Below are 23,963 nucleotides of genomic sequence, written 5' to 3'. Positions count from 1 at the left end.
CCTGAATTTCAGGTTACCAACGAAATTACATTGAAATCGATCAATCTTTATGGGCGGCTTCAACCGCTTTTGTTTTTCGATCAATTTCTCTTAAAGCCGATGTTATATTAATCACGGCATAAAGGATTAATAAAATCCCTGGCACAATTAATAGAATTGCAGTGCCAATCGGTTTATTTGCAAAATCCAATACATATCCGGCATACGGAATTGTAAATCCAGAATATTTTGCTACTACATTTTTTGCTAAAACCGGATCGGAATCAGGTGATTTATTATTGTCACCCTTTGTTTGAAACTGTAATTTAGATTTATTTTTTGTTATACCGATAATTCGGTGAGTAACCATTGTGTTTTGATCTTGCATAAAGGTAATAATATCTCCCTTTTTTAACGACTTGGGATTGTCAATTTTCTCTACAGCAATCACAGAACCTGTCATAAATTTCGGTTCCATTGAACCAGACAAAACCGTTTTCAGCTCATAACCAAATAATTGCGGTTCTCCGCCTGACGATTTAGTAGAAATCACGACAATAATTGCAGCAATGATCAAAGTGAAAATAATCACATATAAAATATTGCTGACCCATTTCATGACTTTTTTCATGACGATGTTTCCCCGCTTCCTAATGAATCTCTTTACCTCTGTCTATTTTTCTTGATTATATTTAGTCTTGTTTGGTCTTAGTTGTCTCTTTCTTTTCTTCTTTAGAATCTCTTGTTTCTTTAGATGACTCTTTTTCTTTAGATTCTTTTAACTCAATTACTTTTGACCAAATATAAGATTTTTTTCCTTTAAAATCGGGATGACCTTTAGGTTTAATCAATTTAAAAGCATATTTACCTTCGCTAAGTTCCCGGGTTGATTCTATTCTGTATACTCCATCGTGAATCTCTTTAGAAACAGTACCTTTATCAATCACTTTTCCATCTTTCAGAGGTTTAGAGGAACTTTCAACTTTGTGTAGCTCCCATTTCCACTTGGAAGTGGTCATCTGATCTCCATGGTTGTTTACTTCAGCAAATAAAGGTAAAGACTCGGGTATTTTTCCTTTGGTCGATGTCTGTTTTTTGAAAGTCAGATCACTTCCATCCCACTGTTTATCATTAACATCTTTGAATTTTGTGCCCGCTTTCATCGAAAAGCTCGATCGTTCCACATCATGAAACGACGCATTTGTATTTTGATTCAGCTGACTTCCCAATCCAATTAAAAGATAAATGATTAAAGCGATTTGTAAGCCTATGACTGTTTGTTTGTTCCTTTTTCGACATCTCCTAGATCGAGATAATCTAATCATGACTACCCTCCTAGTGAGTGTTATACTCTATCGTTCGTTTTAAAGAACCTTATAGTTAGAGTATAAAGAACTAGAGAAAGGTTGAAAACTGCCAAAATAGTCGATTAAGTTCGCTTCAACGAACAATATCGTTTAATTACTCGAAAAAACTCTTAAATTCTCATCTTTTTAGTTTTTTCAGTTCTTTATAGTGTACATTGTTTATAACAAATTTCTGTATAATTCACCAGATAAAAGGGGAAAAATAGGATTGAAAGGGTGATGATCCATGCTGAAAAGACTGGCTATCTGTTTTTTACTAGTTCAAACTAGCCATGTCCCACTTCATATTCAGGTTCAGGCTGTAAATAACGAAGCATCAACATTGTCTAAATGGGAAGAGAAGGCAATAGAAGCAGCTCAAAAAAGGTATCCAAAAACCGAAGTACGCTCTATTCAAAAAGTATGGGACAGAAAGAGAACAGATGAGGCAGTCAAGCAGTATCATCTGACCCTAAACAAAAAAAATAAAAATTTTGGCGTATTTGTTACCATTTCATACGAACCTACAACCCATAATATTAATAAGATTGTAATTGTTGAAGAATATAAATAAACCGGTTTGCATAAAAACAAACCGGTATGAGTTACTGCTACTTACGTCTCTTAAAAAGCATGATGCAACCCATTGGTAAGATACCAAACCATCTATAAATACCTGAAGATGGCCTAGCTTCTTTCCGTTTTTCTTTCAATTGTTTTCTTTCTTGTTTTGGTGTGTCCATATACTTGACAAGCTGTTCAGTCACATATTTTACATAATCATTTGTTTTCATTAAGTCACCTCACCGCTCTTCTATTTATGATGAAGTTTTGTCAAGCACCTTCCGTTTTATACATTGTTATTCCGTCCATATATTACTTCTCCTTCCATTTTGTTATATGTTTAGTTTTTATATCATAATGAAATTCAACTGTGTGAACTGCTTTAGATGCTGTTTTGACCTGAATCCCTACATGCATTGTTTGCTTATCGGTGGGAGAAATAACATATGTCACTAACTCATTTACCTGCTTCTCTATTCCTTCCTTTTTAACTTTCTTTGTTTGAATCTGCCTTAGCGCATGTAAAACCCCATTTTGCAGGAGATTTTGCTGAATATAAAATTGTTTTGTTTGTTTAACAAAAGCTTGTTTGGTAATAAATGAAGACGCTGTTTGACTAGCACAAAGCATACATATGACAGCCATAAACAGTGTTGCGGGGTAAATAAAACCATTTCCATTATTCAGGTTTATCACCTTCATTCTACTTGATAAATTGAAAATGTTGCACGATATTTCTGATCGCTAAGACTGATTACTTCCATCATCACCTGATGGTGTTGAAATATGAAATTGACCCGTTTGATATGTTGTAAAATGGGTACATGACCTTTTCGATTCACTCTTTTTCGAATCGTTGTTTGATACGGTTCATAACGTATTGTTTCACCGAGAGAATTCGTCATTTCCAATAGCTGACCATTATTTTTCACTTTAACACTATGAGCCTGTCTACATTCTTTTAAAATTTGCTCAGTCGTAATGGCCCACTCTTGCGGATTGAGATCTGTATTTTTTACAGTTGGGGTTAAAAACAAATGAAAAATTGTGGCCATCGTCCCTGTTATGAACATATAAATTGATAGAGAAAGTAAAACATTAAGAAGGGTAAAGCCCCTTTGTTCTGAGAATGGTAAAACAGTGTTGCTGATTTTTCCGGTCCTCGATAGAAACACAGACGTTATAATGATCTCCTTCCTCCTCCCAATCAATAAGATAGGCTGTCCCTTGATAAAAAACAGTTTCTGCTGGCTGATAACGGCCAGTTATCAGATAACGATTAAGTTTTTCATCTAGAATGCGATATGCCTCTACTTCTTTTCTTGTCTTTTCTTCTTTTAATGTAAACTGGTGAAACATTGGAACAAATAGGATTGTAATCATCAACCATATGCTGAATGCGGAAACCGTTTCAATCGTTGTAAAGCCACTATTTTTTTTGAACATTGATTTTGCCGCTTCCTAAATAGATTGTGATAACAAAGGAGGCTTCACCTGTATTAATCATGATTTTTCCTCCTCGGCTGGGAACTCCGTCAGGGCTGTAGATTAGATTTTGGCTAATTGTTGTTCGTTTTATCATCACCTTCTCGTCATAAGTTCTGACAAGAAAAGGATCCTCACTTTTATCTGCAGACTGGATTGTGTAAGTAAAATGATCAAAATCAAATTTTACCTTAACCTTCTTATTTTGAGTAAGAGCCACTTGCTGAGCGTAATGTAAATCCTCCTCAAGCTGGGATACAAAGTGTTGAATGACCCTATTGTTATAAACGGGAGGCAAACCACTAAATAAAAGAATTGACATAATCGAACTGATCAGTAAAACTGTTAAACTCTCAAGAAGTGTAAAACCGTTTTGGGCCTTGATGTTTTCCATCTATCTAGTTTGTGCCTTGCCATTCATGATGACAATCTTCTTCCCATTAGGACAGGTTGTATTTTTCTTGAGATACCCTTTTGATCTTAGCTCCCCTATACTTGGTGTAGAACCTTTATGATCAATCTGATATGCGGTAATTTGAGCTTGAACCATATTTTTTAAACCATCACAACCTTTCTTTTGAATGCTCTCATTGTGCTTTGTCACATTAGGAATTGTAATCAAAAGCAAAATGGATACAACGAACATCACGACTAGCATTTCAATTAGTGTAAAACCCTGTTCATTCTTCATTCATTAACATCTCCTTTATAGTTGATTCATCATTTGGTACATAGGCAAAAGCATGGACAAGTATAGAATTAAAATCATAACCGCAGTAACCCCATAAATAACTGGTTGGAGCATAGCCGTCCACTTTTCTGCTTTTTTTTCAAGTCGGTCAAGTATAAATTGACTATACGAATAAAGCTCTCTGTGAAGATAACCGTTCAATTGACCGTGAGCTACTGCTCTAGATAGGTCCTTTTCGTAGAACGGCCGACCATTTAAAATCACTTCTATGGCCTCACCTTGTTTTAATCTCTTAATAAAGTGTTTTGCTTCACCTTGATAAAAGGGTATAAAAGGTTGGTTTTCAAACGCTTTTAAACTGTCATATATAGACATACCAGATTTTAATAAATTACTCAGTTGGAGAGATAAGAAATAGCTGTTGAATAATTTAACACTCCTTCCTATCAGCGGCATTCTGATAAGAAAAACCATTTGATCTTCAGATGATTTTTTACGAAATCCATACCAGTAGAAAACAAACATACCTATAGCACTAACAACCATAAGCATGAATATAAGGGAAAAACTGTCGAAAAATATGAATATGAAAGATGTCAGAAAAGATGTTTTCACATTCATGGAGTGATAAATCGCAGAAAATTGAGGAACAATAGCAGATTTCATGATGTAGGTGATCAAACAAACCGTTAAAATGAGGAAGGTAGGATATTTTGCCGCTTTCTTCATTTTTTCTGTCTGGTCAATTTTACGTTGAAGCAACTCACCGCTTTGCATAAAAGCAAACGGTAAATTACCGTGTTTTTCGGCAAAATATATAATACTGACGGCATCTTTATGAAATGAGATCATATTTAAAACTTGAAAGGCAGGATATCCTTCTGTTAGTTTTCTCATCCCCATTAAAATATCTTTTCTTTGTTTTTCATTCATTTGGAGCTCTAACATTTTTAAAGCATCTAGAAGCGTGTAGCCGTTTTTCATCATCTCGCCAAGCTTTTTAAGCAGGTCCGCCTGCTCCCGAACAGACCAGCGTTTTTTATTCCGCTTCATGATAAACCCAACGATCATAAGTTTCAGCTGGTAAATAGCCAAGAGCTATTCCTTTTCTGATTAGAGGTGTCAGTTTTTCAGAACAATTGTTCAAATATTCGCCTTTTGCTTCTCTTATACAGAGGTTCAGGTTCTTCCCATATAAAAGTTCAAATATGCTTGCTCTCCTAACTGTTCTTGACAGTTTACAATATAAAGAACAATCATCTCCGCAAAATGGACAAACGAGATTAACAAGACGTTGCGCACTTACCGCAATCAATGTTTGCTCAAGTTCTGTTATATTAACACCTAACTCAAGTAGTCTGTATATCGTGCCTTTTGCATTTTTTGCATGCATACTGGATAACACGAGGTGCCCTGTTAAGGCTGCTCTAATTGCAAGTTTAGCGGTTTCTGCATCACGTATTTCTCCCACAATAATCATGTCCGGATCATGACGCAGGACCGCTTTTAAACCTACGGAGTATGTCATACCAGCCTTTTCATTAACCTGAACTTGAAGAACACCGCTACTTCGAGATTCAACTGGGTCCTCCAATGTTATAATATTGCGATTAAAATGTTGTTTGGCATGATCAATCAAGGAATATAAGGTCGTTGTTTTCCCTGATCCTGTCGGACCACTTAGAATCATCAGACCATGAGCATGTTTAAGAAATGACAAGAGTGTGATTGCTGCATTTGGAAATAATGAAAGTCTTCTGAGTGATGGTGTCCTTTCCTTTTGAAGAATACGAATGACAAGGCTTTCTTCATGAATCGTTGGCAAAGTGGACATTCTTAAATGAACCGGCACACTTTTCACAACAAGTGATAAAGCCCCGCTCTGTGGCTGTCTTCGTTCACCAATATCCATTGAAGAAAGGAATTTAAAGTGGGAGATGAGCCTTGAACACTCTTTTCTTGTCAGCCTTTCCTTATTAAATAATTCATCATCAATTCTAAATCGGATAACGGCTTCTTTTTCTCCGGGGACGATATGAATATCAGAAGCTTTCATCATACATGCTTCTTCAATTAGCTTCCCACCCAGTGCTTCAATCGTGTACAACCCTTTCGCCTCCTTTCTTAGCCGCAGTTTAACGCAAAAGATCGGAAGCTTCAACACCTCAAAAAGTTAAAATGGCCCTACCACAAAAGCGAAATAATTTTTTTAATATTGCAAAAAATTACTTTTGACGTTATACTCCCCTTTATTTAATCTTTTTTCTTATAGACCCATTCGATTCCTGTGATTCATGTATAAAATAACGGCTCTTGCTAAAACTACTATTGAAAGCAATGGGCTATAGCCAAGCGGTAAGGCAACGGACTTTGACTCCGTGACGCGCTGGTTCGAATCCAGCTAGCCCAGTTATTTATTTCTCTATAGAGATTTGTCCAAGATTCCGGTCTGTAACTGCTTCAACCTCCCCATCATAATTTTGTAAAAAATGAATTGATTTTCCCTAAATGATAATGTTTACATCTGAAGATGTGTTGATTATAATAGAAGCAAAGGGGCTTTTGGGGAGGGATATTAATGAATCGCATGTTCCGTGTGTTAGGTTTTTGGACAGGTATTTTTGCGGTCATGTTTTATCTAGGAAATATGAAAGATGCATCACTGCTGTTTTTTGGTCAAACCATTTTCTTCGTTTTCTTATCGTATCTTAACTTGACCGAAAGGATGTACATTTATATTTTCGGTGCCTATTTAACGATCTTTTTTGCAGCATTTACATACTATTCTGTCTTTATCATGGTCCCAGGTCAAGGAGGCCATTAAAACTTATAAATCTATCAAGCAGGTGTAGTGAATTCTTTTTGATTCCACCTCATGAAAAGCCCCCTACAAAAGAGCTTTTAGCTTTTTTGTAGGGGGCTTTTTAGACTATAATGTAAAACCATTGATAAACGGGTTTTCTTCCTGTTCCGTCATAATATCCGTTTCAGGACCATGTCCACTTAATACAAGCGTATTTTCAGGCAGAGAAAGCAGTTTTTTATGAATACTGTTGAGCAAAACTTCATGATTTCCACCAGGGAAGTCGGTACGGCCAATGCTTCCTTTAAATAAAACATCTCCAGAAATAATCAGGTTTTCCTCTTCTAAATAATAAGAGACACTTCCTGGAGAATGACCAGGGGTTAAGAAAACTTGAAGTTTAAACGGACCTATTTCTAAGTTCTCTTCCTTTTCGAGCAGATGATCGGCTTTTTCCGCTGTGATATTCTGGCCTGTTAGTAAAGCTGACCCGTTTAGTGACGGATCAGTAAGCCAATTTTCTTCATTTTTATGGACATAAACAGGGATGTCCCACTCTTTTCTCACCTTGTCCACAGCTCCGATATGATCAAAATGTGCATGTGTTAGCAGGATGGCAAGTGGTTTAAGATTTTTTTCTTTTATGTATGTATTTAATTTTATAGCTTCGCTACCTGGATCAAATATTAAGCAATATTTCTCATCGTTTGAGAGAATATATGCATTTGTTTGTATAGGACCTAACGGCATTCTTATCCAATTCATTTATCTCACCTCAACATTTATTCCTTTTTTCATTATGAATGTTTTATGAAAAACTTTCAATAAATCAGATTGTTCTCGACAAAGTTACTGAAAACCATTAAAATAAAATTGGAAATAAACTGCAGGGGATCCAAACGAAGGGGGTTTTATTGATGTTGCTTGTTATCATTTTTGGTCTTGTCGCAATATTATCCGCTTTTGGGGCTGTTCGTTCATTTAAAAAAATTAATGTTCTTGGAATTTTATTTGGAGGAGCTGCTTTTTTAGTTTTCGGTTGGTTTACAGTGATGACGATTATAAACAGCGGATATCCAACAGCGCACTAAATTTGAGTTATACAGCCCTCTTCCTTAGGAAAAGGGCTGTTTGTTTAAGGATGGTTCAAATGGTTATGAACACTTAAAAGTTTCCCCTCCATTGTTGTTCTCTTGTCACGTCGATCATCTATCCTGATATTGGTCGCAACTCTGTCTATCCCTTTACTGAAAGGTGCTTCATGAATTGTTTGAATGACTTCAAACAATTCACTTAATTCTCCTTCAATTATTGTATTCATCGGTGTCAGTTGATATTTAATTTTACCTTCTTTTTTAAAGTTTTCTAAAATCATTTGAATCTCTGCTACGTATTTGCTCACACTTGGAGTTTTAGTTCCAATCGGTATAATTGTAACATCTGCAATAGCCACTGTTTATACTTCCTTTCTATTCCTCGATTACAAGAGACTCTAATTTTTTTGAAGAAATTGAAATGATCTGATTTTTTGTATAGCCGTATAAAATATGATTTCCGTCTGGAGACAGTGTAAGTGGGTGCATTTCGACCCGTTTACAGATGACCTTCCGTTTTCCTGACTGGAGATGAATAGCTATCAGGTCAAACAGAGACCCTGATTGATTCTGCTCATATGTATAAAGCACTTTGTTTTTTTGGTCATAAGTGTATTCCATTGAAGAAAGACTGGAATAAGCAGAATACAACGGAAGCTTTAAAGAAATCTGTTTTTTCATCGATGAAACATCCGAAAATAGATAGATTCCTTCAGCGGATTCTTCAGGTGCCAATTTTACGATCAGCCGAATATTTTGAACAACGTCAAGAAACAAAACATCATCAGCCACTTTTTTCTCATGTTTACTCTTGATCTCGTAGGAATAAACAGGAGCCGGTTTTTCCCGGTCCCCATTATCCCATTTTATATATTCAAAAGTCTCTCCTGACGTCCAGTGGACAAATGCTGCCTGAGCGATATTCTTCTCTACTTTATGATCTTTTACATCAACTAAATATGAATCATAACCCCAATCTTTTGTAAACTCAGTAACATATAAAAGATAAGGATTAAATTGATTCCAATCCACTTGAAGTTCGTGACTATCAAAACTTTTCGTAAACAGCATATCTCCTTTCAAATTGATCAAAGTTAATTTAATTTTTGAGCCGTTTTCTAAAGTTTGAACGAGAATCATGTCTTGCTTTTGATTTAATTCAGCTGATATCAACCGATCATCTGTTGTATAAATTGTTTTGCCTTTCCCTTTAAAAATATGATAATCCTTTATTTTACTTCCTTTAATCGGATCGTTTGTAGTATATAAAATGGTTTCATTATCAAGCCATCCTGCCGCTTCACTGAAATGCTGTTCTGTTAAAGGTATGATTTTCTTGTCCGAAGCTGTCACATTATTTTTTTTCTCTTGGTGAACGGCTTCTTGATCGCTTGACTGTGAGTGTGTGCAAGAAGTTACTAAACTAGCCGAAACTGCGGCAATAATACATAATGAAACTCTCAAAAGCGCCTCCTCCCTCCGTAACACAATCATCTATTTACATTTACGAATAAAATTGTAAAAAGTTTCAACAATTATAATAACATGCTGCCCAAAGAATTCCTCTACCTTTACGATATATATCATGAAATTGTTTCATTGATAAAGGATTTTTTCCTTTGCCAAGCTCAACAGTATATCCTTCTCTATGGTAAAAATGGATAAACCAATCCCTAAATCCCGCATAACTATCAATATCTCTTATCCCTAAATACCCGCTGAGTCGTTCAAATAGTTGAATCACTTCACCTGAAACAGCTGGTTCAAATCCTTTATAACCCCAATAAATTTCTTCACCCTGTGTATGGAGCGCTATCAGGCGGTTTGGTGGATGCCGAACAATCAAATCACGCATAACGATTGCTTCTGGCTCGGTCAGTGGTGCATCTCCAGGATAGTCTCGATATGATGGTGCTTTGGGCGGTTTTCTCTGTTTTTCAATTTCCCAAAAAGACGGAAATTGATTATTCAAATCTACCCCGTTTATATTGGCTTTCCATTCTTGAAAATGAGATTGTTGCCGATTCATCTCATCAAGACTCGCCCGCTCTATGCCAAGTTCTTCTGGGCCCTTCAGTACAAGATCAACCCCATCAGGGTTGACAAGCGGAACAATTGAAAGTTTAGTCTGACTAAAGAGTTGGAGTGGAGAAAAACCTAAAACTTGCTGATTATCACATAGAGACAAACAGTATTCTTTAAGCCATTTCAAAAGTACAGAAGTTGTAATCCACTCATTGGCATGAAAAGAGGCGTTGATATGTGTTAACTTTTCAGCATCTGGTGCTCCTATATTCAACTCATATATTGGCTTTCCTAATACTGAATGACCGAGAATATGATACGTAACAAAAGGAAAGCTTTCCGTAAGTTTTTGAATTTCCATTTTCAATGTTTCTGAATCATATATGATTTCTTTTGTTAGCCACTCTTCATCAAAATTTTGTTTGTTGTTGACCATTAATTGCAGCTGCTCATACGTGTCTACTGTTGGTACATCTTTTTCTGCTTGGTGATTGCTACCTGGAAAATAAAGCTCATCATGGGCAGCAGAGTGGTTTCCAGAGGTTAGTATCTGTTCAGGTATGTTCAGGATTTCAGACAGCCTTGCCATGTTTTGTTTTAACAACGGTTTGATTTTGATAAGTGCCATTAATGATCCCTCCCACAATAGCATATGAAGGAAGTTTGTCTAACTCCTACAAAAAAAAGCCTCCTTTTGTAAACGGAAGCTTTCAATCATTATTGTTTTTTACTGGTTTTCTTTAGGCGTTCATTGTCATAAAACCTCAGCAAATCACCATAAATGATTTCGTCAGAGTATGACAACTCCTCTTTCGCTTTTTCGACATATGGTTCACAGCTTGCTTGATCTTTTACAGGCTGACCTGTTGCTTTATCATAACATATACCATCCGTGTATACCCTATCCTTCGTAATAAAGCTACCGTCACGCAATACGGTGAACTCCTTTTTGTCTTTTGAAAACAAATCATTGCCAAACTGAACCTGGTCACTTGAATGAATACCGAGAAGATTTAATAATGTTGGGCGAATATCAATCTGTCCACCAACTGTATCAATCGTTTTCGGTTTTTTATCTGTTACTCCTGGAATATGAACCACAAGTGGTACTTTTTGCAGCTGAACCTCCTCAAATGGCGTAATTTCTTTGCCAAGGAACTGCCCCATTGCTTCATTATGATTTTCCGAAATTCCGTAGTGATCGCCATATAAAACGATCACTGAGTTTTCATAAAGACCATCTTCCTTTAGCTTTTCAATAAAACGTTTAAGTGCCTCATCCTGATAACGGACAGTTGGGAAATATCTGTTTAATGTGCGGCTGTTTGACTGATATTCATCAATCATTTTATCTTCTTCATCTAACTCGAATGGAAAATGATTTGTTAGTGTGATCAAACGAGTATAAAACGGTTGAGGCAGATCTTTCATAAGTGCTGATGTCTGCTCGAAGAATTCTTTATCTTTCAATCCCCAACCTACAGAATTTTCTTCAGTTACGTTATAAGATTGAACATCATAAAATTTATCATATTTTAAAGATTGGTACATGATATCACGATTCCAGAAACTTTTATTGTTGGCGTGAAAAATAGTGGAATAGTAACCATGACCTTTCAGTATTTCAGGCATAGCTGTATATTCGTTTCCTGCGTTTGTAAAGAAGACCGCTCCCCTTCCTAAAGGATAGAGAGAGTTATCAACAATAAATTCAGAGTCAGCTGTTTTGCCTTGACCTGTTTGATGATAAAAATTTTCAAAATAATAACTATTTTTAATCATGTTATTCAAGTAAGGTGTGATCTCTTTACCATTCAGTTTTTGATTGACAACAAAGTTTTGCGTTGATTCAAGAGATACAAGGATGACATTGCGTCCTTTAGCAATCCCAGCCAAATCTTGATTGGTATCAGTCCGATTCGCATTCACATAATTTTCAATTTCAGTAAGGCTGTTACTATCAGCCAAGGCGCGTTGAGCGGACTGCTTTGATTGAATCAAGCCATCATAGATATGATAGTTGTACAGACTGATGTTCTTCACTAGTACTTCTCTGTCAAACGATCTCGTCAATAATTGGGGTCTTTCTGTTTCCGATAACCCTAAATTAAAAAAGAAAACAGCAATAGCGAACAAAAAATAAGCTGCTCGTTCTTTCCTCGTTGCTACAGAACTAGCATGAATTGGCTTTCGTTTATACAACCAAATCAAAATCACAATATCCACGATTAAAAGAAAGTCAGTAGGCATAAACAGTGAGTTTATACTGCTGCCCAAATCACCCATATTATTTGTTTGGAATAATACAGGGATCGTTAAAAAGTCGTTATAAAAACGATAGAAGACCATATTGGCCAACAGTACAAATGTCAACATGATGCTGGTTCCAATAAGGAATCGATTTCTGTTTTTTTCTTTAAAAAATAGACCGATTCCAAATATAAACAGCAAAAAGCTTAATGGATTAATGAATAATATAAACTCTTGCATAAAGTTTTCAATTTTAATGTTAAAGCTAGTTTTATAGACGACATACGTTTTTAGCCACATAAGCAATGTCGCAATGAATAGAAACGAAACTTTTGAAATAAACGACTTTCGCATGTCAAACCTCCCTTATGCAGCAAGACAACCATTTTAAAATAGGCATCCATATATTTCTTTTTTTTCAAAAAAGATAAAATAACTAAACCATATCTTAACCTGTCTTCACAAAAAAATCAATCTTTTTTAAAAAATGTTCAAAATTCCCAATTTTTAAATGGAGGTATTCCATTTTACTCACTTTTACTATCACGCCAAGCATTTTTTGCGATCCATGCTCCGCCGATCACTCCTGCATCATTCCCAAGGGAGGCGATTACAATGTCAACTGCCTCTCCTGCTCGCGGAAATACATGTTTCTCAAAAGATTTTTCCACTTTAGAACGAAGGAATTCGCCAGCTTTTGAGACACCTCCACCGATTAAAATTTTTGAAGGGTTTAACGAACTTGCTAAACTTGCTAAAACTACTCCGAGATGATGTGTCACATATTCGACAACTTTGAGCGCTGCCGGATCGTTTTGTTCAGCTGCTTCAAAGATATCCCGTGCTGTTAATGAGGTGTTTTTTTCTAAACTTGTTGCACAATCGCTAGCCACAATCGCTTCTTCGGCAAGTCTTACGATACCTGTAGCAGATGCAATTGTTTCAATACAACCGGATCTTCCGCAGTTGCAAGGCGCTCCTCCTTCAGCAATCGAACAGATGTGACCTATTTCTCCACCAGCACCGTTTTTTCCATGAACAACTTCTCCATTGACAATAATGCCTCCACCGACACCTGTCCCTAAAGTAACAAGGATCAAATCCTTCGCTCCATCTCCAGCACCTTTCCACATTTCTCCTAAAGCCGCGAGATTTGCATCATTTTCGATGACAACGGGAAGTCCAGTCCCTGCCTCTAGATGCTCTTTCAAAGGATAGTTTTCCCACCCCATATTTGTCGTTTTATAGACAATTCCTGTTTCGGTATCGACTGGTCCTGGAGCCCCCATGCCGATCCATTTTAAGATTTGTTTCGGTTTGCCGATTTCGTTTAGCTTGCTGTCAATTGCCTTTGCGATACTTGTCGTAACAGTCTCTCCTGACTTATCCGTCGGTATCTCCCATTTGTGTTGCACTTCCCCACAAGCGCTTACAAAAGCAAGTTTAACGGTTGTTCCTCCAAGATCAATTCCAACGAGCCAGTTTTCATTCATCAATAAGTCCCCCATTATTTTCTCTTTATTTTGGTCAGTTCATTCTGCAAAATCGACATCGAAAGCACCCATTTTTCTTTATCAATCAAATTTGAATGATACATTTCCTTTAGTTCGTCCATCATAAATTCGAGTTCAAGCTGACGATCTCCGAAATAGACATAGCATCCGAACTGCTTTAAAAATAACTGAACATCATATGCTGTTCTCATTTTATTCACCATTTCTCTTTCATATCTACCAATATTAAGCGTATTCATAAACCTATCTTTCGTCAAGTAGAAAAAAGCCTGTTTTCAAAATGAAAACAGGCTTTATCGGTCCGGATCTTGTGGATTTAAAAATCTAGGCCTTCGGGTTTTGAGCGGCATAGGTGTTCGAATAACAACATCGCGAAAAGCCTCGTAGTCAAAAGGTATAAACGGCCATAGATATGGAACATAAAACGATTTCATTCTGACCAAGTACAAAATCCAGCAAAATATTCCAATAATAAAACCAGACGGACCAAACGCTCCTGTAATAATGAGCAGTACAATTCTCGTGATACGGTTTGCCATACTCATTTCATAACTTGGTGTCGCAAATGTGCCGATGGCAGCGATCGCCAAGTAAAGAACAACCTCATGTGAGAAAAGCCCGACTTGAACGGCTACTTCACCAATCATTAAAGCTGCTACAAGCCCAAGAGCTGTAGCCAATGATGAGGGGGTGTGAATCGCTGCCATTCTCATCATGTCGACACCTAATTCAATAATGAGAAACTGACCGAGTAAAGGAATGACTCCTTTTTTTTCAGGACCTATATATTGAAGCGGTTCAGGAAGTAACTCTGGATGAATAGCCAACAAAAACCATAATGGCAATAAAAAAAGCGATGCCATAACAGATAAAAAGCGTACCATCCTCAAATAAGCTCCTGTAAGAGGTTTATTTCTATATTCTTCAGCATGCTGTAAATGATGCCAAAAAGTTGATGGTGTAATCATCGCACTTGGAGATCCGTCGACAAAGACGAGAATATGACCTTCAAATAGATGAACTGCAGCAGTGTCAGGTCTTTCTGTATAACGTACTGTTGGATATGGGTTCCAATGTCTTCCACCAATATATTCTTCCAATGTTTTTTCAGCCATTGTTAACGCATCTGTATCAATAGCTTTAAGAGACTGTTTTATTTTTTTTACATTTTCCAAATCAGCAATATCTTCTAAATAACAGACTACAACATCGGTTTTGCTTCTTCTGCCGACTTGCAGAAACTCCATTCTTAATGACCGGTCGCGGACTCTTCTCCTAGTCAATGCTGTATTAAATACAATTGTCTCGACAAACCCATCTCTTGATCCTCTGACAACACGTTCATTATCTGGCTCTTCAGGGCCTCTGGCGGGATATGTTCTGGCATCAATCATAATGGCATGGTCAACCCCGTCGACAAGTAGGATCGTTGGTCCCGCAAGCACCTGATCTGCTGCTTTATCCAAATCTCCCTCAGTATTAATTTCAACATATGGAATGTGTGTTTTCATCAGTTTTTCGAGTGGATCATTCTTTAAATATTCAGGAGGTAGGTTTGCCAAATATTTTTGTAAAAGGTGCATAATATCGTCTTTTACAAACCCATCTATAAAATATAACGCCATATCTCTTCCAGCATAGGAGACATCAAGCCTAATCATATCAAAACTCTTACCGACACCCAGTTTTTCATTTAAATATTCAACATTTTTGGCTAGACATTCTTGAACATTATGCTTTTTTTCCATTATAAAAGCTCCCATCAATGAATCTGTTTCATCAGACCATTTTTTACATCTTGGGAGCTTTTCATACTCTCTAATAGAGACATTCTTTTTTTTCTACTTCAATTGATTATAAAGTTCGGCAAAAGACCTGAAGTCATATATCGCGAAAAAGACAGACATAACTCGTATAAGACAATCCTGAAGTGCTTCTAAACGTTAAGTGCTAAACAGAGGCAGTTTTCGGTTTTTAGAGAGTTTGAGAATGGACTCCCCAGTACAATGCTCCACCACCTAGAATGATGACTAAAATCCAGCCAAAAATCCGCTTGAGTAAGATCTTCTCCTTAGGAAGACCAACTGCTAAAGCTGTTAAAAAACCACCGACTAATCCGCCGATATGCCCCGCATTATCAATATTAGAAATCGTAAAACCTAGCCCAAGGTTTAGGATGATAATCACAGCAATATTAGTCCCAATCGTTTTTAAGAAAGCCTGCTTATTTGAAAAAGCGAGATACAAAAGAGCTCCGAGACAGCCGAAAATGGCTCCAGATGCCCCTGCTGAAAGATACGGACTGAACAAAAAGCTACCAAGTGAACCGAAAACCCCTGCTAATATGTAGATCACCAAAAATCGAAATGAACCAAAGACTCTTTCTGCAGCTGCTCCGACAGATAGCAAAGCAAAAGTGTTAAATAAAAGGTGAATGAAACCGATGTGAAGGACAATTGGAGTTAATAGCCTCCACCATTCCCCATCTAAAATCAGAGTATTAACCTTAGCGCCAAAGCGAATCAGTGTTTCAATATTTTGACTCCCTCCCGATATTTCTAAGAGAAGGAACATCATGATTTGAAGAATAGCAAAAAACCAAGTGAAAATTGGTTTGCCTCTTTGAAAAATAGCGGAATGTCGCTGTCTTTCTTCCTCTCTATTTTTAATTTCTGCCAACACTTGGGCCTTGATATGCTCTACTTCCTCTTCAGATTGCTCAACAATCTGATCAGTTAATTCGCTTAACTTTAAATTTAAGGCAAGAGCGACTTTATTAAACGCTTCTTCAACACCAGACTGATCGATAAAAATAGGAACAATGCTAATTCGTTTGTCTTGAATAGGATGGTTGACAACATCTTGCCATTCATCAACAGGCGCCTCTTGTGATAAATATATTGTTAATATTGAGAGATTCCGTTGACCAGAGGCAACGCGGATTCGATCCGCTCTTTCAGCCAGAGATTCAAGATCAAAAACAAGCGCCTGACGGAAGTCAATGTCTTTTCGATAAATCCGAATCAAATCATATGGTACATGTCCCTTCGCTTCAAGCCATGTTTCTTCATCAGAAACAGGCGCTTTTAAAACCTCGAACCCCTTTTTCGAAAGAGTTTTGATTAAATTCCAGTACATATAATCAAATGAATACATTCCAACGCTCCAGTATCGTTTTTGTTCATTATAACAAGAAATTCACAGTTTTGCTCAAAACAGATAAAAAACCCCGCCTTTTACGGGATTTAATAAACAGGTGGGGTGAATTTATTTCGAAAAAAAGGAATTCTCATGATCCAGTGAATAAAGTAATGGCGAATTCTGTCCTGACCAAGAACAAAATTAAGTACCCGATAACGGTTTTGAAAAAACAGGACAATTGTAATCAAACCTAAGATTAAAAAAGTAAATCTTCTCATATCATCCCTCCTACCACCTATCGTTTCACATTTTGCATGATTTATTCAGGTTGGAAAATCAGAGGGACTTTCTTTACAAATCAATGTAACGACTTCCGTAAAAATTTGGTCTACCGGAATATCGTGTTTTTCATGGGGAACTTGATCGATCATTTGACATTGAAAGGCAAGTGAAGCTGTCTTATTTCTATAGCTAGATAAATATCTGTCATAATATCCGCCTCCATAGCCGATTCTATAACCATTCCGATCAAAACAGATGCCGGGAACAAGTATAAAGTCAATGTCTTCTTGACTAACCAGTTCGGTTTTATTCATGATGGGTTCTAGCAAACCAAAATAAACAACTTCAAGTTCGTTTTCATTTTTGAAACAGCGAAAATGCATATCATGCGTCTCAGGAAAACATTTTGGAATACATACGACCTTCCCTTCTTGCCAAGCCCGTTTAATAATCGGTTTTGTAGGTATTTCAAGTTTTCTTGAGATGGTAAGGGCAATAACAGATGATTCTTTCCATACTTTAGATTGAAAAAGCATCTGGTGAATCGCTTCTGCTTTTTCCTGAAACTCTTGATCTGTAAGCTGTTCAAGTTTAGTTCTCATCGTATTTCTTAAAAAACGCTTCACATCGCTTCCCCCTTAAAATTGAAAAAACAGCAGGAAATTCCTGCTGCTTACTTTGTTTCACGGTGTAAAGTTGATTTTTTGTCACGTGGGCAATACTTTTTGAATTCAACGCGATCTGGATTGTTACGCTTGTTCTTTTTAGTAATATAGTTACGCTCGCCGCATTCAGTGCAAGCTAAAGTAATATTTACGCGCATGATTTTCCCTCCAAACTATATATCATTTCTGTTCAGACTTATCTATAATACCACTAATAAAGCTGGAATGCTAGGCGTTTTTTTCGTTTACATCGTTTGTTTTGAGATCATGATCGATGATGGACAACTTCTTCTTACAATAAACGTGCTTTATTTGATTAATTGTAAAGCAATTTGTAAAATAGAGATAGCGAATTTTCGAAGGAATCTTCGCTGGAATTATTTTTTTCGACAAATTTTATTATTTTTTTATTAAATCCTTTTGGAACAAGCATTTTTATGGTATAAAAAAGAAGGAGAAAATAAGAAGAATTGAAGGTGATGAACGTGGAATTCGCTATAATTGCACTGCTTGTCGTCAGCATTGCGCTGATTGCATTCTCATATTTTCAAAGGGAGCCAATTAAAGAAGTGGAGCAAGAGTTGGAGACGCTTCAGCTGTCAGCAATGCAGGAAATTTATAAACTGAAAAAGAAAATGACAGTGCTTGAGGAGGAACTACTTGATTCAAACGTTGTGATCCGTAGAACGGCTTCAGGGATCAACCAGCATATCGCAAAACAGATTCTTTCCAAATATCAAAACGGGATGTCTGAAGAAGCTATCGCCAAAGCAGAACATGTCTCTGTTGAAGATGTTAAAGCTATTATTAATGACAATAAGAGGGTGCTTGTATGAACAGACAAAGTGTACAAGCATTTGCCGGAGGAATGATTTTAGCCACGGGTGTTCTTGCAGGAGCATTTTACCTGACAGGTAACGGAAATGCTGAATCGAAAGATGCTGAAAAAGTAAGTGAGTCCAATGTTAAAACGTATTTAAAAAACAATGAACAAATTGCTGTTGAAAAGAATGAGTATCAAGAACTACTGCAATATAAAGAAACAGCACTAAAACAAGGGAAAGTCGCCCAAAAAGATAACAATAAAGCAGAAGACAAAAATAAAGACAAAGATAAGAATAAAGATAACGACAAAAAGGAAGATAAAGACAAAAAGAAAAAAGATACAAAATATAAACTCGAAATTAAGAGTGGGATGAGCCTATCAGAAGTGGCTGATACCCTTGCAAAAGAAAAAGTTGTCTCTTCTGCAGATAAATTTGAAAAATACGCAAAAAAATCTGGGTATGAATCAAAACTTCGTGCAGGTAAGTATGAATTAAAACGTGGGGAAAGTTTCAAAAAAATCGTGGAGACACTATCCAAATAAAATTAACCGCCGGTATATAACTGGCGGTTAATTTTAGCCCTAAAAGACACTTACGGTCCGAATGTACTCTTTATCCTTTGCTCTTATAATTAACGATTCTCTGGCCTAAATGGCATGCTTTCTAAATTAGGATCGTAGTTTTTTATCGCACCCTATATATAAAAACAGGCTATGAAACTTTAGCCTGTTTTTTGGTTTGTCATCTTATCCAAAACGACCGGTAATATAATCTCTTGTTCGGTAATCAGCCGGGTTTGAAAATAATGTCAATGTATCCCTGCATTCAATGAGTTCTCCCATTAGAAAGAAAGCTGTTTGATCAGAAATCCTTGAGGCTTGCTGCATATTGTGAGTCACAATGGCAATCGTATACTTTTCTTTTAGTTTCAACATCAGTTCTTCTATTTTCAAGGTGGATACGGGATCAAGGGCTGATGTAGGCTCATCCATTAATAAAACATCAGGGTTTGTGGCAAGCGCTCTTGCAATACATAATCGCTGTTGCTGTCCTCCAGAAAGGCCGAGTGCCTGAGAATGAAGACGGTCTTTCACTTCATCCCACAACGCTACATCGATCAATGCTTTTTCGACTCTTTCATTCAGTTCCTGTTTGTTTTTTACGCCATGAATTTTAGGGCCGTACGCAACATTATTAAAAATCGATTGAGGGAATGGATTTCCTTTTTGAAAAACCATACCGACATTCTTTCTTAATTCAACAAGGTCAGTTGATCTATTCAATATATTATTGCCTTTATAGCTAATATCACCTGTTATTTTTACGTTTGGTACCATGTTGCTCATCAAATTTAGCGTCTTAATAAAAGTTGACTTCCCACAACCTGACGGACCGATGATCGCAGTAATCTCACGTTCAGGGATTGATAAATTAATGTTTTTTAATGCATGGTGTTCACCATACCATAAATTCAAATCACGAACTTGATATACATCTTTTGGCTTTATTGCTGTTACAGCATCCATTACCATCCCTCCTTAACCGAATCTACCGTTAATATAATCCTCTGTTTGTTTTTCAGAGGGATTTGTAAAGATTTTTTTTGTTCTGTTATATTCAATCAAATCACCATTTAGGAAAAACGCTGTTTTGTCGGAAATTCTAGAAGCCTGTTGCATATTATGAGTCACAATGATGATAGAATATTCCTTTTTTAAATTGACGATTAATTCCTCAATTTTTGCATTTGAGATTGGATCAAGTGCTGAAGCCGGTTCATCCAAAAGCAATACTTCAGGTTTCATCGCAAGTGTTCGAGCAATGCAGAGGCGCTGCTGTTGACCTCCTGACAATGATAAAGCCGATTGATGAAGGCGGTCTTTTACTTCATCCCAAAGCGCTGCTTTCGTTAGACTTTCTTCTACGATATCATCCAAAACCGTTTTCCTTCGTTCTCCTGCATACTTCAAAGCATGCGCTATATTCTGATATATCGATTTTGGAAAAGGATTCGGCTTTTGAAAGACCATGCCAATTTCTCTTCTTAGATTGATAACATTTATATGGGAATCAAGAATATTAAGCCCTTCATATAAAATTTGACCCGTAGTTCTTGCAGTAGAAATCAAATCATTCATGCGATTAATGCTTCTTAAAAAAGTCGATTTCCCACAGCCTGACGGACCGATCAATGCTGTAACAGCCTGTTTATCAATTTCAAGAGAAATGTTGTTAACAGCCCGTTTTTCTCCATAATAAATATTTAAGTTTTGCACTTCTAAAATGTGCTCTTTGGGAAGCTCCGCAATTCCGCTACTGTTATCTACGATTTCTAAGGCCGGAATTTGAACCATAAACATTCACCCTTCTTTATTTATTTGCCGTTAATTTTCTGTGAATAAAAGAGCCAAGCCATCTTGCTAACAAGTTAAACATCAGAACAGACAGCACGAGTACCGCTGAAGCTCCGTTTGCAATGGCTTCTGCATCTGGGATGATGCCTTGTGTATTAACATTCCAAATATGAACGGCCAACGTCTCTGCTGGTCTGAAAATATTAAGTGGAGACGTTTCTGAAAATGGATTCCAATTACCAAAATTCAATCTCGGTGTTGTCAAACCGGCAGTAAATAACAATGCAGCAGCCTCACCAAATACACGTCCTGATGCAAGGATCGCTCCAGTGATGATAGATGGGACAGCCCCCGGAACCAAAACAGTTTTGATCGTATGCCATTTGGACACCCCTAAAGCAAGTGAAGCTTCTTTTTGATCTTTCGGTACAGTACGAATTGCATCTTCTGTCACCCGCACCATTACAGGGAGATTAAAGATCGTTAATATGAGTGCTCCACCGATAATACTATAGCCCCAGCCAGTAAGATTGACAAACACCAGCATTCCAAACATCCCCATAACAATCGATGGAAGGGATGATAACACTTCAATACAGATTCGGATAAAATCCGTCAGTTTATTAGCAGGTGCATATTCAGCCATATAAATCCCGCCACCAACTCCAATTGGAATGGTAATCAACATGGTTAAAATCAAAATATAAAAAGAGTTAAACAGCTGATCACGAATCCCGCCACCACTTAAAAGTGCACTTGAACGTGAGGTCAGAAAGTCAAGACTAATATGTGAAACACCACCGACAATGATATATGTGAACAAACTGACAAGAATCGCCGTAATGATTGCGGCAATAAGTCCAAAAACACCTGTTGCAATTCGATTGGCTACTTTGCTATTCATTACAATTTCCTCCTAGATGACAGATACCGAATCAGCAGAATAAAACAGAACGACATTATCAATAGTACAAGTCCCATTGACCAGAGTGTATTGTTTTCTACGCTTCCATATGTTGTATGACCCATATTAAGTGTGATAATCGTTGTTAATGTAGCTGCTGGATCTAAGAGACCATCAAAAAGATCCCGTGAGTTTCCAATTACCATCTGCACAGCAAGCGCTTCTCCAAACGCCCTTGCCATTCCCAATACAACAGCTGTTAGGAGTGAAGGGAGCGCTGCTGGAATCAAGACTTTTCTGATCGTCTGCCACCGGGTCGCGCCCAATGCATATGAGCCTTCTCGCAAGCTTTTTGGCAGAGAAATGAGCGCATCTGTTGAAATCGAAGTGACGGTCGGTAAAATCATCACAGCTAGGACAATCGTTCCTGCTAGCAGGCTGTGTCCTGAGCCACTTGTTTTAAATTGAGATATGAATGGCACTAATACTGTAAGACCTATGAATCCATAAACGACAGAAGGAATCCCAACAAGCAATTCTACCACCGGCTGTAATAGTTTTCTTCCCCATGAAGGTGCAATTTCCGTCATAAATATCGCACCTCCGATACCAAGCGGGGCAGCGATTAGAGACGCGAGCAGTGTCACTGCAAATGAGCCGAGTATAAACGGCAATGCTCCATACTGAGGATCTTCTTTTGTTGGATTCCAATCTAAACTGGTTAAGAACTCAATTGGACTTACATTGTTAGCCAGAAAAGATTGTAACCCCTTATTTCCAAGGAAGATTGTGATTGAAATCGCCGCTACTATCATGATAAATGCACACGTTGCAACCAGCATTTTTCCCCGAATTTCATCCATTTTACGATTTTTCTTGGAGCTGATCAGCCGCTCTTGCGCGGACGGTTTCTCTATTTTTTGATACATTTTTTACACTCCCATATAAAAACAAGTCATAAGAGGGAAAGCAAAAGAACTCACTTTCCCCAATTTATTCATTATTTAGCAGTTTGTTTTCCCTTTGCATCACGCTTTACTTCCATATCTGTTACTGGAATATAACCTTGATCTGTCACAATCGATTTTTGGATTTCTTCACTCTTCAAATAATCCAAGAATTTTTTAGCTAAACCTTTAGGTTCACCTTTCGTATAAGAGTGCTGATATGCCCAAACTGGAAATTTGCCTTTTTGAACGTTTTCCGCAGTCGGTTTTACACCATCAAGTGACAGAGCAGTAATAGAGTTATCAGTTAGGTATGAAAAAGCTAGATATCCAATTGCTCCTGGTGTATCAGCAATTAGTTTTTTAACTGTATTAGAAGAATCCTCAGTAATTCCTTCGGCAGGAGCTTCTCCATCAAGTGCATATTTTACAAAGGTCGCACGAGTTCCTGAGGAATCGGGACGATTGACAAGGGTAATCTTTTGATCTTTCCCGCCAAGTTCCTTCCAGTTTTTGATTTTTCCTGTGAATACCTTTTTCAGATCTTTCATTGAAATATCTTTGATGCCCACATCAGGATTGACAGCTGCTGCCATTCCAACAACGGCTACTTGATGATCAACCAGCTTATCAGCAGGAATGCCTTCTTTTTCTTCAGCGAAGACATCGGAGTTCCCAATTTGAACTGTTCCTTCAGCCACCTGTGAAAGACCTGTACCAGATCCTCCCGCTTGCACTTGAATATCAGCCTCCTGATTCTCATTCATGAATTTCTCAGCCGCAGCCGACACAAGTGGCTGCATTGCAGAAGAACCGGAAATGGTTAACGTTCCTGAAGCCTTACCGTCATTATTATCGTTTTTCTTGCCTTCATCGTCATTACCGCCTGCACAAGCCGCTGCGAAGACAACTAAAACGGACATCATTAACATCAATGTGACTTTTTTAAATGGTTTCACTTCATAATCCTCCCGAATAGTGTGTAATTTGTCCTGCATGTTTAGCGTACCTTTTCAGTATTAATCTTGTTTGAATAAATTATTAAGGTTTTGTAAAGGAAACTTGTTTTATTACTGGAAAAAACGTCCGCAG

The 23,963-nt window shown here is 37.3% G+C and carries 32 protein-coding genes and 1 tRNA gene; 6 read left to right on the top strand and 27 right to left on the bottom strand.

Annotation, left to right across the window (positions count from 1 at the left end; all coding sequences use genetic code 11):
* Positions 1 to 40 precede the first annotated feature (40 nt).
* Positions 41 to 610 (bottom strand): signal peptidase I SipW, encoded by a 570-nt coding sequence (sipW, locus tag PDT38_RS00555; protein WP_270798221.1) that lies wholly within the window; start codon positions 608 to 610, stop codon positions 41 to 43.
* 61 nt (positions 611 to 671) lie between these two features.
* Positions 672 to 1,304: an amyloid fiber anchoring/assembly protein TapA gene (gene tapA, locus PDT38_RS00550; RefSeq protein ID WP_270798220.1), complete on the bottom strand. Its 633-nt coding sequence runs from the start codon at positions 1,302 to 1,304 to the stop codon at positions 672 to 674.
* Between the two features lie 268 nt (positions 1,305 to 1,572).
* Between tapA and PDT38_RS00545 the strand changes: the two genes are divergently transcribed.
* On the top strand, positions 1,573 to 1,899 hold the full coding sequence (locus PDT38_RS00545) for a DUF3889 domain-containing protein (protein WP_270798219.1): 327 nt from the start codon (positions 1,573 to 1,575) through the stop codon (positions 1,897 to 1,899).
* Positions 1,900 to 1,936: 37 nt separating this feature from the next.
* Here PDT38_RS00545 and PDT38_RS00540 read toward each other — a convergent pair whose 3' ends face one another.
* The 8 genes from PDT38_RS00540 to comGA form a co-directional block, all read right to left on the bottom strand.
* On the bottom strand, positions 1,937 to 2,119 hold the full coding sequence (locus tag PDT38_RS00540; RefSeq protein WP_270798218.1) for a YqzE family protein: 183 nt from the start codon (positions 2,117 to 2,119) through the stop codon (positions 1,937 to 1,939).
* Positions 2,120 to 2,201: 82 nt separating this feature from the next.
* Positions 2,202 to 2,585, bottom strand: a complete 384-nt coding sequence (gene comGG, locus PDT38_RS00535) for a competence type IV pilus minor pilin ComGG (RefSeq protein ID WP_270798217.1) — start codon at positions 2,583 to 2,585, stop codon at positions 2,202 to 2,204.
* 2 nt (positions 2,586 to 2,587) lie between these two features.
* Positions 2,588 to 2,962 carry a competence type IV pilus minor pilin ComGF gene (gene comGF / locus PDT38_RS00530; protein WP_270800069.1) on the bottom strand — a complete coding sequence of 125 codons (375 nt, stop codon included), beginning with the start codon at positions 2,960 to 2,962 and terminating at the stop codon, positions 2,588 to 2,590.
* A 25-nt stretch (positions 2,963 to 2,987) separates the two neighbouring features.
* On the bottom strand, positions 2,988 to 3,335 hold the full coding sequence (gene comGE / locus PDT38_RS00525; protein ID WP_270798215.1) for a competence type IV pilus minor pilin ComGE: 348 nt from the start codon (positions 3,333 to 3,335) through the stop codon (positions 2,988 to 2,990).
* On the bottom strand, positions 3,319 to 3,768 hold the full coding sequence (comGD, locus tag PDT38_RS00520; protein ID WP_270798214.1) for a competence type IV pilus minor pilin ComGD: 450 nt from the start codon (positions 3,766 to 3,768) through the stop codon (positions 3,319 to 3,321). Before comGD ends, comGE begins: the two co-directional genes overlap by 17 nt.
* Positions 3,769 to 4,065, bottom strand: coding sequence for a competence type IV pilus major pilin ComGC (gene comGC, locus PDT38_RS00515; RefSeq protein WP_270798213.1), 297 nt, complete (start codon positions 4,063 to 4,065; stop codon positions 3,769 to 3,771).
* A 15-nt stretch (positions 4,066 to 4,080) separates the two neighbouring features.
* The gene (comGB, locus tag PDT38_RS00510) at positions 4,081 to 5,118 is read right to left on the bottom strand and encodes a competence type IV pilus assembly protein ComGB (RefSeq protein ID WP_270800068.1); all 1,038 of its coding nucleotides are present in this window, start codon (positions 5,116 to 5,118) and stop codon (positions 4,081 to 4,083) included.
* Positions 5,105 to 6,172: a competence type IV pilus ATPase ComGA gene (comGA, locus tag PDT38_RS00505; RefSeq protein WP_270798212.1), complete on the bottom strand. Its 1,068-nt coding sequence runs from the start codon at positions 6,170 to 6,172 to the stop codon at positions 5,105 to 5,107. Before comGA ends, comGB begins: the two co-directional genes overlap by 14 nt.
* A 231-nt stretch (positions 6,173 to 6,403) precedes the next feature.
* Here comGA and PDT38_RS00500 point away from each other — a divergent pair.
* Together PDT38_RS00500 and PDT38_RS00495 are read left to right on the top strand one after the other, a co-directional pair.
* Positions 6,404 to 6,475, top strand: a tRNA-Gln gene (locus PDT38_RS00500).
* A 168-nt stretch (positions 6,476 to 6,643) separates the two neighbouring features.
* Positions 6,644 to 6,889, top strand: a complete 246-nt coding sequence (locus PDT38_RS00495) for a DUF2626 domain-containing protein (protein ID WP_270798211.1) — start codon at positions 6,644 to 6,646, stop codon at positions 6,887 to 6,889.
* A 105-nt stretch (positions 6,890 to 6,994) separates the two neighbouring features.
* On the opposite strand, the gene PDT38_RS00490 is transcribed toward PDT38_RS00495, so the two are convergent.
* Complete coding sequence (locus tag PDT38_RS00490; protein WP_270798209.1) at positions 6,995 to 7,633, bottom strand: MBL fold metallo-hydrolase; 639 nt, start codon at positions 7,631 to 7,633, stop codon at positions 6,995 to 6,997.
* 152 nt (positions 7,634 to 7,785) lie between these two features.
* Here PDT38_RS00490 and PDT38_RS00485 point away from each other — a divergent pair, with 152 nt between their 5' ends.
* Complete coding sequence (locus PDT38_RS00485; protein ID WP_270798207.1) at positions 7,786 to 7,959, top strand: DUF2759 domain-containing protein; 174 nt, start codon at positions 7,786 to 7,788, stop codon at positions 7,957 to 7,959.
* Between the two features lie 44 nt (positions 7,960 to 8,003).
* Here the strand turns inward: PDT38_RS00485 and PDT38_RS00480 are convergent, their stop codons facing one another.
* The 11 genes from PDT38_RS00480 to rpmG all read right to left on the bottom strand — a co-directional run bounded on the left by PDT38_RS00480 (position 8,004) and on the right by rpmG (position 17,997).
* Positions 8,004 to 8,321: an MTH1187 family thiamine-binding protein gene (locus PDT38_RS00480; protein WP_270798205.1), complete on the bottom strand. Its 318-nt coding sequence runs from the start codon at positions 8,319 to 8,321 to the stop codon at positions 8,004 to 8,006.
* A 16-nt stretch (positions 8,322 to 8,337) separates the two neighbouring features.
* Positions 8,338 to 9,426 carry a YqgU-like beta propeller domain-containing protein gene (locus PDT38_RS00475; protein WP_270798204.1) on the bottom strand — a complete coding sequence of 363 codons (1,089 nt, stop codon included), beginning with the start codon at positions 9,424 to 9,426 and terminating at the stop codon, positions 8,338 to 8,340.
* A gap of 64 nt (positions 9,427 to 9,490) precedes the next feature.
* Positions 9,491 to 10,615, bottom strand: coding sequence for a M14 family metallopeptidase (locus tag PDT38_RS00470; protein ID WP_270798203.1), 1,125 nt, complete (start codon positions 10,613 to 10,615; stop codon positions 9,491 to 9,493).
* Between the two features lie 89 nt (positions 10,616 to 10,704).
* Positions 10,705 to 12,591 (bottom strand): LTA synthase family protein, encoded by a 1,887-nt coding sequence (locus PDT38_RS00465; protein WP_270798202.1) that lies wholly within the window; start codon positions 12,589 to 12,591, stop codon positions 10,705 to 10,707.
* A gap of 173 nt (positions 12,592 to 12,764) precedes the next feature.
* Complete coding sequence (locus PDT38_RS00460) at positions 12,765 to 13,730, bottom strand: ROK family glucokinase (RefSeq protein ID WP_270798201.1); 966 nt, start codon at positions 13,728 to 13,730, stop codon at positions 12,765 to 12,767.
* 14 nt (positions 13,731 to 13,744) lie between these two features.
* Positions 13,745 to 13,942: a YqgQ family protein gene (locus tag PDT38_RS00455; RefSeq protein ID WP_270800067.1), complete on the bottom strand. Its 198-nt coding sequence runs from the start codon at positions 13,940 to 13,942 to the stop codon at positions 13,745 to 13,747.
* Positions 13,943 to 14,044: 102 nt separating this feature from the next.
* The gene (locus PDT38_RS00450) at positions 14,045 to 15,499 is read right to left on the bottom strand and encodes a spore germination protein (RefSeq protein ID WP_270798200.1); all 1,455 of its coding nucleotides are present in this window, start codon (positions 15,497 to 15,499) and stop codon (positions 14,045 to 14,047) included.
* A 226-nt stretch (positions 15,500 to 15,725) separates the two neighbouring features.
* Positions 15,726 to 16,907 (bottom strand): rhomboid family intramembrane serine protease, encoded by a 1,182-nt coding sequence (locus PDT38_RS00445; RefSeq protein WP_270798199.1) that lies wholly within the window; start codon positions 16,905 to 16,907, stop codon positions 15,726 to 15,728.
* Between the two features lie 89 nt (positions 16,908 to 16,996).
* On the bottom strand, positions 16,997 to 17,170 hold the full coding sequence (locus tag PDT38_RS00440; RefSeq protein WP_270798198.1) for a hypothetical protein: 174 nt from the start codon (positions 17,168 to 17,170) through the stop codon (positions 16,997 to 16,999).
* Between the two features lie 45 nt (positions 17,171 to 17,215).
* Positions 17,216 to 17,800, bottom strand: coding sequence for a 5-formyltetrahydrofolate cyclo-ligase (locus tag PDT38_RS00435; protein ID WP_270798197.1), 585 nt, complete (start codon positions 17,798 to 17,800; stop codon positions 17,216 to 17,218).
* 47 nt (positions 17,801 to 17,847) lie between these two features.
* The gene (gene rpmG / locus PDT38_RS00430) at positions 17,848 to 17,997 is read right to left on the bottom strand and encodes a 50S ribosomal protein L33 (RefSeq protein WP_006637557.1); all 150 of its coding nucleotides are present in this window, start codon (positions 17,995 to 17,997) and stop codon (positions 17,848 to 17,850) included.
* Between the two features lie 327 nt (positions 17,998 to 18,324).
* Between rpmG and PDT38_RS00425 the strand changes: the two genes are divergently transcribed.
* On the top strand, positions 18,325 to 18,675 hold the full coding sequence (locus tag PDT38_RS00425; protein WP_270798196.1) for a hypothetical protein: 351 nt from the start codon (positions 18,325 to 18,327) through the stop codon (positions 18,673 to 18,675).
* Complete coding sequence (locus tag PDT38_RS00420; protein WP_270798195.1) at positions 18,672 to 19,208, top strand: endolytic transglycosylase MltG; 537 nt, start codon at positions 18,672 to 18,674, stop codon at positions 19,206 to 19,208. Before PDT38_RS00425 ends, PDT38_RS00420 begins: the two co-directional genes overlap by 4 nt.
* Positions 19,209 to 19,412: 204 nt before the next feature.
* Here PDT38_RS00420 and pstB (PDT38_RS00415) read toward each other — a convergent pair whose 3' ends face one another.
* The 5 genes from pstB (PDT38_RS00415) to PDT38_RS00395 all read right to left on the bottom strand — a co-directional run bounded on the left by pstB (PDT38_RS00415) (position 19,413) and on the right by PDT38_RS00395 (position 23,869).
* Complete coding sequence (pstB, locus tag PDT38_RS00415) at positions 19,413 to 20,192, bottom strand: phosphate ABC transporter ATP-binding protein PstB (protein ID WP_270798194.1); 780 nt, start codon at positions 20,190 to 20,192, stop codon at positions 19,413 to 19,415.
* A gap of 12 nt (positions 20,193 to 20,204) precedes the next feature.
* Complete coding sequence (gene pstB / locus PDT38_RS00410; protein ID WP_270798193.1) at positions 20,205 to 21,020, bottom strand: phosphate ABC transporter ATP-binding protein PstB; 816 nt, start codon at positions 21,018 to 21,020, stop codon at positions 20,205 to 20,207.
* A 16-nt stretch (positions 21,021 to 21,036) separates the two neighbouring features.
* A complete protein-coding gene (gene pstA / locus PDT38_RS00405) occupies positions 21,037 to 21,924 on the bottom strand; it encodes a phosphate ABC transporter permease PstA (RefSeq protein WP_270798192.1) in 888 nt (295 codons plus the stop codon).
* Positions 21,924 to 22,853 (bottom strand): phosphate ABC transporter permease subunit PstC, encoded by a 930-nt coding sequence (gene pstC, locus PDT38_RS00400; RefSeq protein WP_270798191.1) that lies wholly within the window; start codon positions 22,851 to 22,853, stop codon positions 21,924 to 21,926. Before pstC ends, pstA begins: the two co-directional genes overlap by 1 nt.
* A 71-nt stretch (positions 22,854 to 22,924) precedes the next feature.
* Positions 22,925 to 23,869 (bottom strand): phosphate ABC transporter substrate-binding protein, encoded by a 945-nt coding sequence (locus PDT38_RS00395; protein WP_270798190.1) that lies wholly within the window; start codon positions 23,867 to 23,869, stop codon positions 22,925 to 22,927.
* Between the last annotated feature and the right edge of the window lie 94 nt (positions 23,870 to 23,963).

The sequence above is a fragment of the Bacillus changyiensis genome (genome assembly GCF_027706145.1).
GTDB classification, from domain to species: domain Bacteria; phylum Bacillota; class Bacilli; order Bacillales; family Bacillaceae; genus Bacillus; species Bacillus changyiensis.
The sequence above is the reverse complement of the archived record's forward strand: the minus strand, read 5'-3'. Positions and strand labels throughout refer to the sequence as shown.